The organism is Streptomyces sp. AF1A (genome assembly GCF_047340315.1).
GTDB lineage: Bacteria > Actinomycetota > Actinomycetes > Streptomycetales > Streptomycetaceae > Streptomyces.
In genome coordinates this window covers 1-17,040 of sequence record NZ_JBLEBI010000067.1, presented here as the reverse complement: position 1 = coordinate 17,040, position 17,040 = coordinate 1, and the positions used below count along the sequence as shown (strand labels likewise).

Sequence of the window (17,040 nt, the reverse complement as noted above, 5' to 3'; positions counted from 1 at the left end):
GGATGTGCGCGAAGGCGCCTCCATCGGATAGCAAGGGCCTATGGCGGTCTTCGTCGCGCTCGGCGCGTTCCTGATGACGCTGGCCGGCGGCTGGACGGCACAGCGGGTGACCGACCGTCGCCATCTCGTCCTCGGCCTCGCCGGCGGCCTGATGCTGGGCGTGGTCGGCCTGGACCTGTTGCCGGAGGCGCTGCGCGCGGCCGGCCGCGAGGTGTTCGGCGTACCCGCTGCCCTGCTGCTGTTCGTGGTCGGCTTCCTGCTGGCCCATCTGGTGGAGCGCACCCTGGCCGCGCGCCAGGCGGCCCACGGCGGGGACGAGCACGGCCATCACCGGGCGCCCGAGGTCGGCCTGACGGCGGCCGGCGCGATGGTGGGCCACAGCGCCATGGACGGCGTGGCGATAGGCGCGGCCTTCCAGGTGGGCGGCGGCATGGGCGCGGCCGTCGCGCTCGCCGTGATCGCCCACGACTTCGCCGACGGCTTCAACACGTTCACCATCACGAGCCTGTACGGCAACGCCCGCCGCCGGGCGATCGGGATGCTGGTCGCCGACGCCTGCGCGCCCCTGGTCGGCGCGCTGTCGACCGTCTTCGTCCACATCCCCGAAGCGGTGCTCGGCGGCTATCTCGGCCTCTTCGGCGGCGTACTGCTCTACCTCGCCGCCGCGGAGATCCTCCCCGAGGCGCACCACGAGCACCCCGCCCGCTCCACCCTGCTGTGCACGGTGGCGGGCGCGGCCTTCATCTGGCTGGTGGTCGGCATCTCCAGCTGACCGCCCGGCCGCTCGCGAGGGCGTCACAGCTTCCCGCCCCGCCCGCCGTCCCGCCGCGGCGGCGCGATCAGCGTCGACAGATACGGCAGCGGCGCCCCGTCCAGCTCGGCCGCCGGCCGCACCGACTCCTCCGGCAGGCCCAGCGCCGACCCCCACACCGCGTCCCCGAGCCGCCCGGTCTCCCGCAGCACCTCGGCGACCTCGGCGGCCTGCCGCCCGAACTTGTACGCCACGACCGTCCCCGGCCCGGCCAGCGCCTCCTTGAGCACGGCGGACCCCGCGGTGACCGGCACCAGCGTCAGCGGCTCGGTGCCCTCGGTCAGCACGGCACCGGACCGTGCCGCCAGCTCCTGCATGGCGGTGATCCCGGGCACGGTCTCCACGGCCACCCCGGGCACCAGCTCGACGACGGTCTGCGCGAGATACGTGAACGTCGAGTACACGTTCGGATCGCCGATGGTGGCGAAGGCGACCGACCCGCGCCGCCTGAGCAGGCCGGCGACCCGCTCGCCCGCCGCGTCCCAGGCGGCCTCCCGGCGCGCCGGGTCGCTCCGCTCGTTCAGCGCGAACACCACCCGGACGACCTTCTGTGCGCTCACGTAGTGCAAGACGGTCGCCTCGGCCCGCCCGCGCTCGCCCGTGTCCATCACCGGTACGACGACGACCTCGGCCGCACGCAGCGCGTTGACCCCCTTCACGGTCACCAGCTCCGGATCACCGGGACCGACCCCGACCCCGACCAGCCTGCTGCTCATGACGTCCGGCACCTCTCCACGAACCGACGGGCGACACCGGGCTCGGACGCCCAGTGCGTGTGCAGATAACTCGCGTGCACCCGCTGCTGCACGAACCCCTCGACCCGCCGCACCGGAGTCCGCACGCCCCAGGCGGGGGCGGCACCGGCACCGGGCTCGACGACCGTGCGGTGGAACTCGTGCCCCCGCATCCGCGTGCCGGCGGCGGCCAGCACACTGTCGCCGACCGCCACCGCGTCCCGGTAGCCGAGCGTCAGCCGATCGCTCATCCGCGCGGTGGCGTCCAGCACCCCGCACATCGGCTGCCCGTCCAGCTCCCGGCACAGATAGAGCAGCCCGGCGCACTCGGCGGCCACGGGAGCCCCGCCGAGGGCCAGGTCGGCGACGGCCTTGCGCAGGGGCTCGTTGGCGGACAGCTCACCGGCGTACACCTCGGGGAAGCCGCCGCCGACGACCAGCCCGGCCGTCCCTTCCGGCAGGTCCTCGTCACGGAGCGGATCGAAGGTGACCACGTCGGCACCGGCCGCGGCGAGCAGCTCGGTGTGCTCGGCGTAGGAGAAGGTGAAGGCGGGCCCGCCGGCGACGGCGACCACGGGTGCCCGCTTCCCGGCCGGGGGCTCGTGGCGGGCGGGCGCGGCGGGCGTCCAGGGGGCGGTGCCCGCCGGTACGGCGCCCGCACTGCGGGCAAGCGCCTCCAGCGCCCCCAGGTCGCACCCCTGGGCCACCAGCGCCGCCATCGCCCCGACGGCGTCGACCGCGGCACGGCCCCGCTCGGCGACCGGCACCAGCCCGAGATGCCGAGACGGCGTGTCCACCCGCTCGGCCCGCCGCAGGACCCCGAGCACCGGCACCCCGGCCGAGTCCAGCGCCTCCCGCAGCAGCGCCTCGTGGCGATCGGACCCGACCTTGTTGAGGATCACGCCCCCGACCCGCACCTCCGGGTCCCACGACGCGAACCCGTGCACCAGAGCCGCCACGGACCGCGACTGCGCGGACGCGTCCACGACGAGCACCACCGGCGCCCGCAGCAGCTTGGCCACTTGGGCGGTGGACGCGAGCTCCCCCTCGCCCGCCGCCCCGTCGAACAGCCCCATCACGCCCTCGACCACGGCGAGGTCGCAGCCGCGCGCCCCGTGCAGGAAGAGCGGGGCGATCAACTCCGGCCCGCACAGGTAGGCGTCCAGGTTGCGCCCCGTCCGCCCCGTCGCGAGCGCGTGGTACCCGGGGTCGATGTAGTCCGGCCCGACCTTGTGCGGGGACACCGCGAGCCCCCGCGCGGCGAACGCGGCCATCAGTCCCGTGGCGACGGTGGTCTTGCCGCTGCCGGACGACGGCGCGGCGATGACCAGCCGGGGGAGGGACGTCACCACTCGATGCCCCTCTGGCCCTTCTGGCCGACGTCCATGGGGTGCTTGACCTTGGACATGTCGGTGACGAGGTCGGCGAAGTCCACCAGCTTCTCCGGCGCGTTGCGGCCGGTGATCACCACATGCTGGGTGCCGGGGCGGTTGCGCAGCACGTCGATCACCTCGTCGGTGTCGACCCATCCCCAGTGCATCGGGTAGGCGAACTCGTCCAGCACGTACAGCCGGTACCGCTCGGCCGCCAGGTCCCGCTTGACCTGCTCCCAGCCCTCGCGAGCCTTCTCCTCGTTGTCCATCTGGGCGTCGCGCTGCACCCACGACCAACCCTCGCCCATCTTGTGCCAGTCGACGCTCCCGCCCTCGCCCGAGGCACCGAGCACCTTCAGCGCGTGCTCCTCGCCGACCTTCCACTTCGCCGACTTGACGAACTGGAACACCCCGATCGGCCACCCCTGGTTCCAGGCGCGCAGCGCGAGCCCGAACGCGGCGGTGGACTTGCCCTTGCCGACGCCCGTGTGCACGACGACGAGCGGCCGGTTACGGCGCTGTCGGGTCGTCAGACCGTCCTCGGGCACGACACTCGGCTGTCCCTGCGGCATTACGCGGCCCTCCTGCCCGCACCCTGAACATCCCTGACCAGCCCGGCGATCGCGTCGGCACGCAACTCGTCCAGCGTGACCGCCTCACCGCCCAGATCCGCGGCCAGCCGCCCGGCCAGCCCCAGCCGCACCGGACCCGACTCGCAGTCGACGACCACCGACGCCACACCCTCGGCGGCGAACAGCCCCGCCGCACGCGACGCGAGCGCGACCGGTTCCGGACCACCCGTCGCCCGGCCGTCGGTCACGACCACGACCAGCGGACGCCGCGCCGGATCCCGCAGCCGCTCCACCCGCAGCACCTCGTGCGCCTTGAGCAGGCCCGCCGCCAGCGGCGTCCGCCCGCCCGTCGGCAACGACTCCAGCCGCGCCGCCGCCGCGTCCACCGACGACGTCGGCGGCAGCGCCACCTCCGCACCAGACCCGCGGAACGTCACCAGACCGACCTTGTCCCGCCGCTGGTAGGCGTCCAGCAGCAGCGACAGCACGGCACCCTTCACCGCGCTCATCCGCTGCCGCGCCGCCATCGACCCGGAGGCGTCCACCACGAACAGCACGAGATTGGACTCGCGACCTTCCTTCGCCGCCTGCCGCAGATCGTCCCGCCGCAGCACCAGCCCCGGCCCCGACCGGCCCCGCGCCCGCTGGTACGGCGCCGCGGCCTGCACGGTCGCCGCCAGATGCAGCTTGGTCAGCGACCCCTGCGGGCGCCGCGCACCGGTGGTCCGCCCGGACTCGGTCCGGGCGCGGGACCGCCGCCCGGCGGCGCCCTCACCGACCCCGGGCACGCTCAGCACCCGCGTACGGAACGGCTCGCCGGCCCGTACGGCGGACTGCTCCCCGGCCCCGGCCGGCTGCGGCTGCCCACCGTCGCCCTCCGCTGGGCGCGCACCGGTGTCCCCGCCCTGCGGTCCGGCATCCGGTGCGGGCTGACCACCGCCACCACCGGGACCACCGCCGTCACCGTCGGGGCCCGGGTCGGGATCGGATTCCGGATCGTCGCCGGAGAACTGCTCCAGCGTCTCGTCCAGCTTGTCCTCGTCCAACCCGGGCGCGTCGAAGGGATTGCGCCGCCGACGGTGCGGCAGCGCCAGCAGCGCGGCCTGCCGCACGTCCTCGGCCAGCACCTCCGTCCGCCCGGCCCACGCGGCCAGCGCGGTCGCCGTACGCGCCATGACGATGTCGGCACGCATGCCGTCCACCTCGAAAGCCGCGCAGGTCGCCGCGATCTGCTTCAGCGCCCGGTCGCTCAGCCGCACCTGCGGCAACAGCTCCCGTGCCGCCGCGATCCGCTGCCGTACAGCTGCCTCCTCCTCGGCCCATTGCGCGGCGAACGCGGCCGGGTCGGCGTCGTAGGCGAGCCGCCGCTTGACGACCTCCACGCGCGTGTCGGGATCGCGGGAGGCGGCCACCTCGACGGTCAGGCCGAAGCGGTCGAGCAGCTGGGGGCGCAATTCGCCTTCCTCGGGATTCATGGTCCCGACCAGCAGGAACCGCGCGGCATGCCGTACGGAGACACCTTCGCGCTCGACGTAGGAGGCGCCCATCGCCGCGGCGTCCAACAGGACGTCGATCAAGTGGTCATGCAACAGATTGACTTCGTCGACGTACAGGATGCCCCGGTTCGCCTCGGCCAGCAGACCCGGCTCGAAAGTCTTCACACCCTCCGCGAGGGCCCGTTCGATGTCGAGGGCGCCCACCAGCCGGTCCTCGGAGGCTCCGACGGGCAGCTCAACGATCCGCGCGGGCCGCAGCGTGCCCTCGCTCGCCTCGTGCGGCCCGTCCGGGCACGCGGGGTCGGGCGCGGCGGGATCGCAGGAGAACCGGCACCCGGGCACGACGGCCACCTCGGGCAGCAGCGCCGACAGGGCGCGCACGGCTGTGCTCTTCGCGGTCCCTTTCTCACCCCGGATCAGCACGCCGCCGACAGCGGGGCTCACTGCGTTGAGGAGCAACGCCAGGCGAAGGTCGTCCTGACCGACGACAGCGGTGAAGGGAAAGGGCGTGCTCACGCGGTGATCACTCCTTCGAGTGGCGTGTGGTGGAGTGGCCCGTGACCAGGTCGATCGCCGGTCAACGTGGTGGCGTGCTCCCCGCCGTTGCGGGGATGGTCCAGCGCCGTTGTATCCGTGACGCCGAATCGCGGCTTGCTCCCCGTCGCTGCGGGGGTTGCCGGGAGAATCACGCGTCTTCCTCCAGATCTCCCTCAAGTTCGAGGTAGGTCGCTCGGAGCCGGTCCAGGGTCTCCTGGTCCGGCTCCGCCCACAGCCCGCGGTCCGCTGCCTCCAGGAGCCGTTCCGTGATGCCCCTCAGCGCCCACGGGTTGGACTTCCGCATGAACTCCTGATTCTCCGCCGAGAGGACGTACTCGGACGCGAGCCGCTCGTACATCCAGTCGTCCACCACGCCCACCGTCGCGTCGTAGCCGAACAAGTAGTCCACGGTTGCTGCCATCTCGAAGGCACCCTTGTAGCCATGCTTTCGCATGGCGCTCATCCACCTGGGATTCACGACCCGAGCGCGAAACACCCTGTGTGTTTCCTCGGCCAGGCTCCTCGTCCTCACCTGGTCAGGCGTAGCCGAATCCCCCACGTACGCCTCGGGGCTGTCGCCCGTCAGGTGCCGGACCATGGCGACCATGCCGCCGTGGTACTGGAAGTAGTCGTCGGCGTCGACCAGATCGTGCTCGCGCGTGTCGATGTTCTTCGCCGCCACCGCGATCCGCCGGAACGCCGTCTCCATGTCGCCGCGCGCCGCCCGCCCGTCCAGCCCGCGCCCGTAGGCGTAGCCGCCCCACACCGCGTACACCTCGGCGAGGTCGGCGTCCGAACGCCAGTTGCGGGCGTCGATCAGCGGCAGCAGACCCGCGCCGTACGCGCCCGGCTTGGAGCCGAAGACGCGGGCGGTCGCGCGGCGCCGGTCGCCGTGTGCCGCCGTGTCCTCCTCCACGTGCGCGCGTACGTAGTTGGACTCGGCCGGCTCGTCCAGGTCCGCCACCGCCCGCACCGCGTCGTCGATCAACGCGACGACGTGCGGGAACGCGTCCCGGAAGAAGCCGGAGATGCGGACCGTCACGTCGATGCGCGGGCGGCCCAGCTCCTGAAGCGGCACGATCTCGAAGCCGGTCACACGCCGCGACGCCTCGTCCCAGACCGGGCGGCAGCCCAGCAGCGCCAGGATCTCGGCGATGTCGTCGCCCTGGGTGCGCATCGCGGACGTCCCCCAGACCGTCAGGCCGACGGACTTCGGGTATGCGCCGGTGTCCTGGAGGTACCGCTGCACCAGCGAGTCGGCGAGCGACTGACCGACCTCCCAGCTCAGCCGGGACGGAATGGCCTTGGGGTCGACGGAGTAGAAATTGCGGCCGGTCGGCAGCACGTTGACCAGACCGCGGGTCGGGGAGCCCGAGGGGCCCGCCGGGACGTAACCGCCGTCCAGCGCGTGCAGGATGTGCCCGATCTCGTCGGTGGTCCGGGCCAGGCGCGGGACGACCTCGTCGCAGGCGAACTCCAGCACCGCCACGACGTCCGGGAGTTCGGCGCCGAGCACGTCGTTCAGCACCGCGCCCACGGCCGTGCGCTTCCAGGCCCGCTCCTCCATGCCCTCCGCGATCCGCCGGCACAGCTGCTCCAGCAGGTCGATCGCGTCGGACGCCGTACGTGCCGGCCCCTCCACCAGGTCCGTCAGCTCCACCGGCATCTTCACCGGCGCCCCCGGCTCGGCCAGCAGCTCCTTCTCCACGAGCCCGAAGTGCGCCGCCAGCGAGGCCCGCAGACCTGGCAGCGCGTTCGCCCGTCCGCCCCACACCTGCGAGGCGCGCAGCACGGCCAGCACGAGGTTGACGCGCGGTTCGCCGACCGGGCCACCGCCCAGGACGTGCAGGCCGTCCCGGATCTGCACGTCCTTGATCTCGCACAGATAGCCGTCGATGTGCATGACGAACTCGTCGAACTCGTCGTCGTCCGGCTGCTCGGCCACGTGCAGGTCGTGGTGGAGCTCGGCCGCCTTGACCAGCGTCCAGATCTGGGCGCGCACCGCCGGCGCCTTCGCCGGGTCGAGGTCGCTCACCAGCGCGTACTCGTCGAGCAGCTGCTCCAGCCTGGCCAGGTCGCCGTAGGTGTCGGCCCGCGCCATCGGCGGGACCAGGTGGTCGACCACCGTGGCGTGCCCGCGCCGCTTGGCCTGGGTGCCCTCGCCGGGGTCGTTCACGATGAACGGGTAGATCAGGGGCAGTTCGCCGAGGACCGCGTCCGGCGCGCAGCCGGCGCTCAGCCCGAGCCCCTTGCCCGGCAGCCACTCCATCGTGCCGTGCTTGCCCATGTGCACGATCGCGTCGGCGCCGAAGCTGTGCTCCAGCCAGCGGTAGGCCGCCAGGTAGTGGTGCGAGGGCGGCATGTCCGGGTCGTGGTAGATCGCGATGGGGTTCTCGCCGAAGCCGCGCGGCGGCTGGATCATCACGACGACGTTCCCGAACCGCAGGGACGCCAGCACGATGTCGTCGCCGTCGACGTACAGCGAGCCCGGCGGCTCGCCCCACGCCTGCACCATCGCGTCCCGCAGCCCGGGGTCCAGCTTCTCGAACCAGGCCCGGTAGTCGGCCAGCGGCACCCGCGCGGGCGCCGCCGCCAGCTGCTCCTCGGTCAGCCACTCCACGTCGTGGCCGCCGGCCTCGATCAGCCGGTGGATCAGCTCGTCGCCGCCGGCGGGGTATTCGGTGAGCGCGTATCCGGCGTCGCGGAGCGCGTCCAGCACCCGCACCGCCGAGGCGGGCGTGTCCAGGCCGACCGCGTTGCCGACCCGTGAGTGCTTGGTCGGGTACGCGGTGAAGACCAGCGCGATCTTCTTCTCGGCGTTCGGCTTGTGCTTCAGGCGCGCGTGCCGTACCGCGATTGCGGCCACCCGCGCGGCCCGCTCGGGGTCGGCGAGGTAGACCGGGACCTCGTCCGGGCCCTGCTCCTTGAAGGAGAACGGCACCGTGACGAGCCGTCCGTCGAACTCCGGGATCGCGACCTGCATAGCGGCGTCCATGGGGGACAGGGCCGCGTCCGACTCCGCCCAGGCCGCCCGCGAGGAGGTGAGGCAGAGCCCCTGCAGAACCGGGATGTCGAGGTCGGCCAGCGCGCCGACGTCCCAGGACTCCTCGTCACCGCCCGCCGACGCCTGCGAGGCGTGGGTGCCGCCGGCCGCGAGCACCGTGGCGACCAGCGCGTCGGCCCTGCCCAGCAGCTCGTACAGACCGGCGTCCGCCCCGCGCAGCGAACCGCAGTAGACGGGCAGGGCGTTGGCCCCCTTCGCCTCGACGGCGGCGCACAGGGTGTCCACGAAGGCGGTGTTGCCGCTCAGCTCGTGCGCCCGGTAGAAGAGCACGCCCACGGTCGGACGGCCGCCTTGGACCTCGTACGAGCCGTGGACGCCGTACTCCGGCATCTTCCGTGGCCCCTCGAAGCCCTCGCCGGTCAGCAGCACGGTGTCGGACAGGAACCGGGACAGCTCCAGCAGGTTCGCGGGACCGCCCTCGACCAGGTACTTCAGCGCCTCCGCCACGACACCGGCCGGCACGGACGACTCGGCCATCAGCTCGGCGTCGGGCACCGCCTCCCCGCCCAGCAGCACGGTCGGGACACCGGACGCCCGCAGCGCGGCCAGCCCCTCCTCCCAGGCGCGTTTGCCGCCCAGCAGCCGTACGACGGCCAGGTCGGCGCCGTCGAGCAGCCGCGGCAGCTCCCGCGCCACGTCGACCCGGGTGGGGTTGCCGATGCGGTAGTCCGCGCCGGAGGCCCGGGCCGCCAGCAGATCCGTGTCGGCGGTCGACAACAACAACACTGTGCTCATGCGGGCGCTCCCGGTGGAATGAAGGGCAGTCCTCGCGGCGCGCCCGACTCGATGAGCCGCCACAGCGCGTCCGTGTCCGCGTGCTGTTCGATCAGGTCGCCGAGCCGGTCGAGCTGCTCCTCGCGCAGCGCGGCGAAGGAGGTGTCCGGCGCCGGTGCGAAGCGGCGGCCCGCGGCGGCGGCCACCTCGCGCAGGAAGGCCCGCCGGAAGCCGTCCGACTCCAGCGACCCGTGCCAGTGCGTGCCCCAGGTCTGGCCGACCCGGCAGCCGTCGAGGAAGGGCTCCCCGCTGTCGACCGTGGCCACCCCGTGGTGGATCTCGTACCCCTCGACCCGCTCGCCGAGGGCCTCGCCGGACGGCCGGGTCAGGGTCTTCTCGCGGGCGAACCGCACCCGTACGGGCAGCACGCCGAGCCCGGGGACCTCCCCGGCGCGCGACTCGACCGCGTCCTCGATGCGCTCGCCGAGGATCTGGAAGCCGCCGCAGATGCCGAGGACCGGACGTCCCTCGGCGGCCCGTCTCACGAGCGCGTCCGCGAGTCCGCGCTCGCGCAGCCACTGCAGCGCCCGTACGGTCCCGCGCGTGCCCGGAACCACCACCAGATCCGCGTCGGCCAGCTCCTCCGGCCGGTCCACGAACCGCACCACGACGCCCGGTTCGGCGGCCAGCGCGTCCACGTCCGTGAAGTTGGACATCAGCGGGACCGCGCACACGGCGACGCGCAGCACCTCCGCGCCGACCGGGGGAGCGACGGCGGACTCGCGGACGGTGCCGCGCAGCGACACCCTCACGCCGTCCTCCTCGTCGATGCCGAGCCCGTGCCGGAACGGCAGCACGCCGTACGTACGGCGCCCGGTGAGACCCTGGAGCATCTCCAACCCCGGCTCCAGCAGCGAGACATCGCCGCGGAACTTGTTCACCAGGAACCCGGCGACCAGCTCCTGGTCCTCGGGCGAGAGCAGCGCCACCGTGCCGAAGAAGGACGCGAAAACGCCCCCGCGGTCGATGTCCCCCACCACCAGCACGGGCAGCCGCGCGTTCCGCGCGATCCCCATGTTCACGATGTCCGTCCGCCGCAGATTGATCTCGGCGGGCGAACCGGCCCCCTCACAGATCACCGCGTCATACGTGCCCCGCAACTCCTCCAGGCACTCCAGCACGGTCCCCAGCAGCCGCTGCTGCCGCCCCCCGTGGTAGCCGCGCGCGCTCAGCTCGCCCACCGGCTTGCCCAGCAGCACCACCTGGCTGCTCTGCTCGCCGCCCGGCTTGAGCAGCACGGGGTTCATCAGCGCGGTCGGCTCGATCCGGCAGGCCTGGGCCTGCATCGCCTGCGCGCGCCCGATCTCGGCGCCCTCGCGGGTCACGAAGGAGTTGAGCGACATGTTCTGCGCCTTGAACGGCGCCACCTTCACGCCCCGGCGCACCAGCCACCGGCAGATCCCGGCGGTCACGACGCTCTTGCCGGCGTCGGAGGTGGTGCCGGCGACGAGGAGACCACCGTTCACTTCGCACGTCCCTTCACGAGGCGGCGCGCGGCGAGGGTGACGCCGAGCGCGAGCAGGCCGACGCGGCGCGAGAGCCGGACGGCACGGTCGATGTCGGTGACCCGGACCGCACGCCCGGTGGCGCCGTTGAGCACCGGGCGGTGCTCGACGCGGCCGCCGTAGGACAGGGTTCCGCCGAGCCGTACGCCGAGGCCTCCTTCGCGGGCGCCCTCGGCGTACGGCTCGGCGTTGGGGCTCGGGTGCTCCGCCGTGCTCGCCGCGCTGGCCGGCGAGCACGGCGGTCAGCCGGGCCCCCGGCCAGCCGGCGAGGTCGTCCAGCCGGGCGGAGGCCCAGCCGTAGCGGCGGTGGCGGGGGGACCGGTGACCGACCATGGCGTCCAGGGTGTTGACCGCCCGGAAGCCGACGAGCCCCGGCACTCCGGCCACGGCGCCCCACACCAGCGCGCCCACCACGGCGTCGGAGGTGTTCTCGGCGACGGACTCGACCACGGCGCGGGCGATGCCGTCGGCGTCCAGTGCCTGCGGGTCCCGGCCGCACAGGTGGGGCAGCCGGGCGCGGGCCGCCTCGACGTCCCCGCGCTCCAGGGCACGCCCGATGGTCCGCGCCTCCCGGGCCAGCGACGTGCCGCCCACGACCGCCCAGACGGCGGCGGCGGTCAGCGCGACGCGGGCGGCGGGGGAGGGGCGCACGGCGCGTGCGGCAACCGTGCCGAGGGCGACGGCGCCGCCGGCGCACACGGCGGCGTGCACGGCGCCCCAGCCGCGGTGGTCGTGCCACAACGCGCGTTCCACGGCGGCGGCCGCACGCCCGAACGCGGCGACCGGATGCCCGCGGCGGGGATCGCCCAGGAGCAGGTCACCGAGAAGGCCGGCGGCGGCGCCGTACGCGTAAGTGCGATCGGCACCCATCGGCTCAGTCGGCCGTGGGCGCAGGAGCGGTCCTGGTGCGGGTCCTTCGGCAGCCGAGCATCGCGATACGTGTCCTCACTCAGGGTGTCCACGCCCTGGTTCGACGAGATCCGGCGGTGAGAGTTCCTGGCTCCCGGGGTTCTTCCCCGGTGACAGTGGCGGGACCGCGCCGGATTCGCACCGGCTTCCTCTCTGCCGCCGTACATGGCCTGGGCAGTCCACCACGCGCCCCGAACGGCCGTCAACTGGCCGTTGACCTGCGAGGGGAGAGTGTGCCGATCCCCACATCGCGGGGCGGGCGTGACCGCCCGGCACGGCAAAGGCTCCCCTCCGTCAGAAACGGAAGGGAGCCCGGGTGTTGCCCGATGCGCTGCGGTGCGTCAGGACTTGGCGACGATCAGGTGGATGCCGTACACCACCGCCGCCGCGCAGGCCGCGAAGCAGACGTAGGCGCCGGTGACGGCCAGCGCGCCGCCGCCACCCTGGGCCGCGGCCTTCTCGCGGCGGGCCAGGCCGTTGATGCCGAGGGTGAACAGGGCCACCAGGCCCACCGTGAACACGAGGCTGACGCCGAAGACGGAGCCGATGGCCGACCAGTCGATCTTCATGGGGACGCTTCCTTGGTAACCGGGTCAGTGGCCGGGGTCAGACGGCGGCGGCCGGAGGGGCCGCCGGCGCGGCGGGGGCCGGCTCGGTGGCCGGGGCGGGGATGGTGGCCGTCAGGTCCTCGGCGACCGCCCCCGTGGGGGGCGGGGTCACCGCGGCGATGGCGGTGGTGACCACACCGGCCGGCTCCTCGGTGCCGGCGACCACGTTGGTGTGGTCGACGACGTCGCGGCGGGAGTACTTCCAGATCCCGGCGCTGGCGGCGACCAGGAAGACCAGGACGCCGGCGGTGCCCGGGTCGCCCAGCTCCGTGACGGACTCGGCGCCCGCACCGACCAGCGCGGCGGCCGGGAGGGTGAGGACCCAGGCGACGGTCATGCGGGTCGCGGTGGACCAGCGGACCACTCCGCCCTTGCGGCCGAGGCCCGCGCCCATCACCGCGCCGGAGACGACGTGCGTGGTGGAGAGGGAGAAGCCGAGGTGGGAGGAGGCCAGGATCGCGGTCGCGGCGCTGGTCTGGGCCGCGAAGCCCTGGCGCGGCTCCAGATCGGTCAGGCCCGTGCCCATGGTGCGGATGATGCGCCAGCCGCCGATGTAGGTGCCGAGCGCGATGGCCAGGCCCGCGGAGAGGATCACCCAGGTGGGAGGGTTGGAGCCGGGGGCGATGGCGCCGCCCGCGATCAGCGCGAGGGTGATGACGCCCATCGTCTTCTGCGCGTCGTTGGTGCCGTGCGCGAGGGAGACCAGGCCGGCGGAGGCGATCTGGCCGGCGCGGTAGCCCTTGCGGGTGGCCTCGCCCTCGGCGCCGCCGATGCCGTAGGAGAACCGGGTGGCCAGCATCGAGGCGAGGCCCGCCACGACCGGCGCGGCGACGGCCGGGAGCAGCACCTTGGTCACCAGCACCTCACCGTGCACCGCGCCGAAGCCGGCGGAGGCGACGGCGGCGCCTATCAGGCCGCCCATCAGGGCGTGGGAGGAGCTGGAGGGCAGTCCGACCAGCCAGGTCAGCAGGTTCCAGAGGATCGCGCCGACCAGGGCGGCGAAGATGACCTCGGGACGGATACCGCTCTCGTCGACGAGACCCTTGGAGATCGTGTTGGCGACCTCCACGGAGAGGAAGGCGCCGACCAGGTTGAGGGCGGCGGACATGAGTACCGCGAGCTTGGGCTTCATGGCGCCTGTGGAGATGGTGGTCGCCATCGCGTTCGCGGTGTCGTGGAAACCGTTCGTGAAATCAAACGCGAGTGCGGTGACGACCACAATCGCGAGGATCAGCGAGAAGCTTTCCATTTACCCAGGCATTCGTTCGAGGTCATTGGCGCGACGAACGTAGGCAACCTGGGTGAACGGAAGATGAACTGAGTCGGGCGCCGGAGTGTCAGTAGAGGGGTGCCGGGATTCCGCTTCGCGCTGTCGCCCCAGGCGCCCCTTGCGTCACCAGCCCCGCGCGAAGGCCCGCAGGCTGCCCGCCGACCCGTTGAAGAGATTCTGGTCACCCGGCAGCCCGCCCCCGGTGCCGTACTGCCAGAACGTCCAGTACGGCCACCCGCCCGGCAGCGACCCCGGCCCCTCGCTGCCGTGCCGGGCGATCCACAGCGCGTGCCGGGACGCGAACGCGTGGCTGTCGCCGGTGCACAGCCGCCACCAGTGGGCCGTGGTGTAGATCACCGGGCGGCGGCCGGTCTCCTGCTCGACCTCGTCGCTGAACGACCAGATCCAGTCGACCATCCGCCGCTTGCTGAGCCCGTAGCACTGGTGGTTCGCGTTGTACGGGTTGTACTCGATGTCCAGCGCGGGCGGCAGCGTCCAGCCGTCGGCCCGCCAGTCCCCGCCGTTGCGCACGAAGAACCTGGCCTGCTGGGTGCCGGAGGACCGGTCGGGGAGCGCGAAGTGGTACGCGCCCCGGATCAGGCCCGTCTCGCGCGCGCCGTCGTACTGATCGTCGAAGTAGGGGTTGCGGTAGTCCGTGGACTCGGTGGCCTTCACGTAGACGAACCGCGCGCCGTGGTCCTGCGCGGACGGCCAGTCGACCTGCTTCTGGTGGGAGGAGACGTCGTGCCCCCGGGGCAGCCCGGCCGCCCAGCGCGGCGGCCCGGCCGAGGCGGTCGTGGTGCCCGCGAGGGCGAGCGCCGCCGTGGCCGCCGCCAGGACGCCGGCGCGGCGACGGAAGTGGGTGCGTTCACGGGCCATGTGCCGTCTCCCCGGAGTGGTGGACGACCGGGTCGTCCGGCGGGCAAGAGGTGTCATTGAAGGCCCGTCGATCGGTGAATCGGCACTGTTTTCTGGCGTTTCGCAAGGAGATCGCCCGATCGGGGGTCAGGCCCCGCCCGCCGGCGCGGCCGGCAGCGCGCGCCCGCGACGGTGCGGCGCTCGCGGGAGGCGGCCTCCGCGTACCGCACGACCGCGCCCGCCGCCGGGAGCGGCTGGCAGGATCGCCGCATGACCGAACAGCGACGGGACGCGGACGAGGAAACGGCACGGCTGTGGGCGGCCCTGGTCGAGACGGCACGCCGGACCGTCGCCGACGGACTGGTCGTCGGCACCTCCGGCAACGTCTCGGCACGCGTCGGCGACCTGGTGCTGGTCACCCCGTCGGGCGTGCCCTACGACCGGCTCACCCCGGACGACATCACCGGCGTCGACCTCACCGGGCGCCCGGTGCTCGGCACGCTGCTGCCGACCAGCGAGCTGCCCATGCACCTGGCCGTCTACCGCACCACCGACGCCCGCGCGGTCGTCCACACCCACGCCGTGCACGCCACCGCGGTCTCCACGCTGGTGCCGGAGCTCCCCGCGGTCCACTACATGACCGGCGCCCTCGGCGGACCGGTCCGCGTCGCCCCCTACGCGACCTACGGCACCGAGGAACTCGCCGAGAACATGCTCCGCGCCCTCGACGGCCGCTCCGGCTGCCTGCTGCAGAACCACGGCACGATCACCTACGGCGCCGGCCTCGACCAGGCCTACGACCGCACCGCCCAGCTGGAGTGGATGTGCCGCCTGTGGCTGACGGCGTCCTCCGTGCCCGGCCTGACCCCGTCGCTGCTCTCGGAGGCACAACTGGCCGAAGCCGGGGAACGATTGAAGGGATACGGCCAACGGAGGTGACCCCTTGCCGCGCAGCCCCCTGTCCCGCTCGCTCACGGCGATCCGCGGTTTCGCACCGGCTTCGCCCGTCCCGATCCGCCGCCGGGCGGCCGCCCCTCGGCTGGCCGGTCGCGCGGAGCGCCCCGACACTGGAGCCGTGCGCACCGTCAAAGCGACCGCCGCCGCAGTGACCGCCGTCCTCGCCGCCGGCATGGCATCCGTGGCCGCCGGCCGGCTCGCCAGCGACGCGGCGCTGAAGGCGAGCCCGGGCCGCCCGCTGCCCACCGAGCCCCGCCTCACCGTGCACGGCACGGCCGCCGGCCAGATCACGCTCACCCGCGACCTGGCCTCCCTGCGCCCCGGCACCTACGGCCTCGCCGGCGACGGTTCCCACGCGGTCGTCGGCCCCGTCCTGGAGGGGGCCCGGCACACCGCCGACACCGTCGTGCGCCGCCTCGACCGCGTCACGCACGGCACCCTCGCCCCCGGGGACACCGTCTGGCTCACCCCGAACCTGTACGTCGGCAACCCGGGTGCGGCCCTCGGCCTCGACCACTCCGAAGTCGACGTGCCCGGCGAGCTCGGCGCCCTGCCGGCCTGGTTCCTGCCCGGACAGCGGGACATCTGGGTGATCGCCGTGCACGGCCTGGGCACCACCCGCGAGCACGCCATGAACCTCATGGGCTTCCTGCACAGCCGCCGTCTGCCGGTGCTCGCGCTGGCCTACCGCGGCGACCTCGGCGCACCGCGCCCCGCGGACGGCCTGAACCACCTCGGCGAGACCGAGTGGCGGGACGTGGACGCGGCCATCCGCCACGCCGTCCGCTACGGCGCCCGCCGCGTCGTCCTGCTCGGCTGGTCCACCGGCGCCACGATGGCCCTGCGCGCCGCCGAGCACTCCACGATGCGCGACCGCGTCGCCGGTCTGATCCTCGACTCGCCGGTGCTCAGCTGGGAGGCCACGCTGCGCGCCCTCGCCCGGGCCCGCCACACCCCGCAGCCGCTGCTGCCGCTCGCGGTGCGGGCCGCACAGGGCCGGGCCGGGCTGCAGGCCGACCGGGTCGCCGAGATCACCGACCCGGACCGGCTCGCCATGCCGACGCTGATCGTCCACGGCCCGGGCGACCACGTCGCCCCCTGGGAGTACTCCCGCCGCCTCGCCGCCCGCCGTCCCGACCGGATCGCCCTGCACACCGTGCAGGACGCCCCGCACGCGGCGATGTGGAACCCCGACCCGAAGGACTACGAGGAGCGCCTGCGCCGCTTCCTGACCCCGCTGATGTGACGGGTTCACCCTGCTGATGTGACGGGTTCCCACGTGCGTCCCGGCCCGCTCCCGGCCGTTCCGTTTAACGCTGTACGACCGGCCTGATCCCGCCCGTCGGGCCCGCACCGGGCCCGGTGCGTTGGCCAGCCCCGTCGCCCCCCGTGACATTCCGTTTGGGTTTTCGGACCGTCAACCGGAAGACTGCACCCGTGACGTCCCGTATCCCGCGCGACTCCAGGCTCCGACTCGTCCGACCGCGACCCCTGGCCGCCGCCCCCAGAGCTGTGAACCAGGGGCGCCCGCGCCGCCCCGCACCCCGGCCGCCGGAGGGTACCCCCGCCCCG

Annotated in this window: 12 protein-coding genes, 1 pseudogene and 1 riboswitch; of the genes and pseudogenes, 3 read left to right on the top strand and 10 right to left on the bottom strand. The window is 73.7% G+C overall.

The genetic code is table 11. The annotated features are described in order from the left end of the window. The first annotated feature begins 40 nt into the window (after positions 1-40). Positions 41-772 (top strand): ZIP family metal transporter, encoded by a 732-nt coding sequence (locus ACLU3S_RS19365; protein ID WP_413953154.1) that lies wholly within the window; start codon positions 41-43, stop codon positions 770-772. Positions 773-795: 23 nt separating this feature from the next. On the opposite strand, the gene cobI is transcribed toward ACLU3S_RS19365, so the two are convergent. The 10 genes and pseudogenes from cobI to ACLU3S_RS19315 all read right to left on the bottom strand — a co-directional run bounded on the left by cobI (position 796) and on the right by ACLU3S_RS19315 (position 14,532). Further along, the gene (cobI, locus tag ACLU3S_RS19360) at positions 796-1,527 is read right to left on the bottom strand and encodes a precorrin-2 C(20)-methyltransferase (protein WP_413953153.1); all 732 of its coding nucleotides are present in this window, start codon (positions 1,525-1,527) and stop codon (positions 796-798) included. After that, positions 1,524-2,897 carry a cobyrinate a,c-diamide synthase gene (locus ACLU3S_RS19355; RefSeq protein ID WP_413953152.1) on the bottom strand — a complete coding sequence of 458 codons (1,374 nt, stop codon included), beginning with the start codon at positions 2,895-2,897 and terminating at the stop codon, positions 1,524-1,526. The genes cobI and ACLU3S_RS19355 overlap by 4 nt, the downstream gene beginning before the upstream one ends. Further along, complete coding sequence (cobO, locus tag ACLU3S_RS19350) at positions 2,891-3,490, bottom strand: cob(I)yrinic acid a,c-diamide adenosyltransferase (RefSeq protein WP_413953151.1); 600 nt, start codon at positions 3,488-3,490, stop codon at positions 2,891-2,893. Before cobO ends, ACLU3S_RS19355 begins: the two co-directional genes overlap by 7 nt. After that, entirely contained in the window at positions 3,490-5,502 is a 2,013-nt protein-coding gene (locus tag ACLU3S_RS19345; protein WP_413953150.1) for a putative cobaltochelatase, read from the bottom strand. The genes cobO and ACLU3S_RS19345 overlap by 1 nt, the downstream gene beginning before the upstream one ends. Positions 5,503-5,671: 169 nt before the next feature. After that, complete coding sequence (gene cobN / locus ACLU3S_RS19340; protein ID WP_413953149.1) at positions 5,672-9,322, bottom strand: cobaltochelatase subunit CobN; 3,651 nt, start codon at positions 9,320-9,322, stop codon at positions 5,672-5,674. Beyond that, on the bottom strand, positions 9,319-10,827 hold the full coding sequence (locus tag ACLU3S_RS19335; protein ID WP_413953148.1) for a cobyric acid synthase: 1,509 nt from the start codon (positions 10,825-10,827) through the stop codon (positions 9,319-9,321). Before ACLU3S_RS19335 ends, cobN begins: the two co-directional genes overlap by 4 nt. Further along, positions 10,824-11,736, bottom strand: a pseudogene (locus tag ACLU3S_RS19330) (cobalamin biosynthesis protein). Before ACLU3S_RS19330 ends, ACLU3S_RS19335 begins: the two are co-directional and overlap by 4 nt. Before the next feature lie 97 nt (positions 11,737-11,833). Beyond that, a riboswitch (cobalamin riboswitch) is annotated at positions 11,834-11,974 on the bottom strand. Positions 11,975-12,116: 142 nt separating this feature from the next. Next, positions 12,117-12,344, bottom strand: a complete 228-nt coding sequence (locus ACLU3S_RS19325) for a hypothetical protein (protein WP_413953147.1) — start codon at positions 12,342-12,344, stop codon at positions 12,117-12,119. Between the two features lie 37 nt (positions 12,345-12,381). Beyond that, the gene (locus ACLU3S_RS19320; RefSeq protein ID WP_413953146.1) at positions 12,382-13,632 is read right to left on the bottom strand and encodes an inorganic phosphate transporter; all 1,251 of its coding nucleotides are present in this window, start codon (positions 13,630-13,632) and stop codon (positions 12,382-12,384) included. Positions 13,633-13,776: 144 nt separating this feature from the next. Further along, on the bottom strand, positions 13,777-14,532 hold the full coding sequence (locus ACLU3S_RS19315; RefSeq protein WP_413953145.1) for a lysozyme: 756 nt from the start codon (positions 14,530-14,532) through the stop codon (positions 13,777-13,779). 249 nt (positions 14,533-14,781) lie between these two features. On the opposite strand from ACLU3S_RS19315, the gene ACLU3S_RS19310 reads away from it, so the two are divergent. Together ACLU3S_RS19310 and ACLU3S_RS19305 are read left to right on the top strand one after the other, a co-directional pair. Further along, the gene (locus tag ACLU3S_RS19310; protein WP_413953144.1) at positions 14,782-15,450 is read left to right on the top strand and encodes a class II aldolase/adducin family protein; all 669 of its coding nucleotides are present in this window, start codon (positions 14,782-14,784) and stop codon (positions 15,448-15,450) included. Between the two features lie 136 nt (positions 15,451-15,586). Next, entirely contained in the window at positions 15,587-16,714 is a 1,128-nt protein-coding gene (locus ACLU3S_RS19305) for an alpha/beta hydrolase (RefSeq protein ID WP_413953143.1), read from the top strand. Positions 16,715-17,040 lie beyond the last annotated feature (326 nt).

Bases quoted from the DNA above. Each gene is read 5' to 3' on its own strand.
- cobN (WP_413953149.1), bottom strand. From the start codon at position 9,322: ATGAGCACAGTGTTGTTGTTGTCGACCGCCGACACGGATCTGCTGGCG.
- cobI (WP_413953153.1), bottom strand. From the start codon at position 1,527: ATGAGCAGCAGGCTGGTCGGGGTCGGGGTCGGTCCCGGTGATCCGGAG.
- cobO (WP_413953151.1), bottom strand. From the start codon at position 3,490: ATGCCGCAGGGACAGCCGAGTGTCGTGCCCGAGGACGGTCTGACGACC.
- ACLU3S_RS19315 (WP_413953145.1), bottom strand. From the start codon at position 14,532: ATGGCCCGTGAACGCACCCACTTCCGTCGCCGCGCCGGCGTCCTGGCG.
- ACLU3S_RS19310 (WP_413953144.1), top strand. From the start codon at position 14,782: ATGACCGAACAGCGACGGGACGCGGACGAGGAAACGGCACGGCTGTGG.
- ACLU3S_RS19320 (WP_413953146.1), bottom strand. From the start codon at position 13,632: ATGGAAAGCTTCTCGCTGATCCTCGCGATTGTGGTCGTCACCGCACTC.
- ACLU3S_RS19365 (WP_413953154.1), top strand. From the start codon at position 41: ATGGCGGTCTTCGTCGCGCTCGGCGCGTTCCTGATGACGCTGGCCGGC.
- ACLU3S_RS19325 (WP_413953147.1), bottom strand. From the start codon at position 12,344: ATGAAGATCGACTGGTCGGCCATCGGCTCCGTCTTCGGCGTCAGCCTC.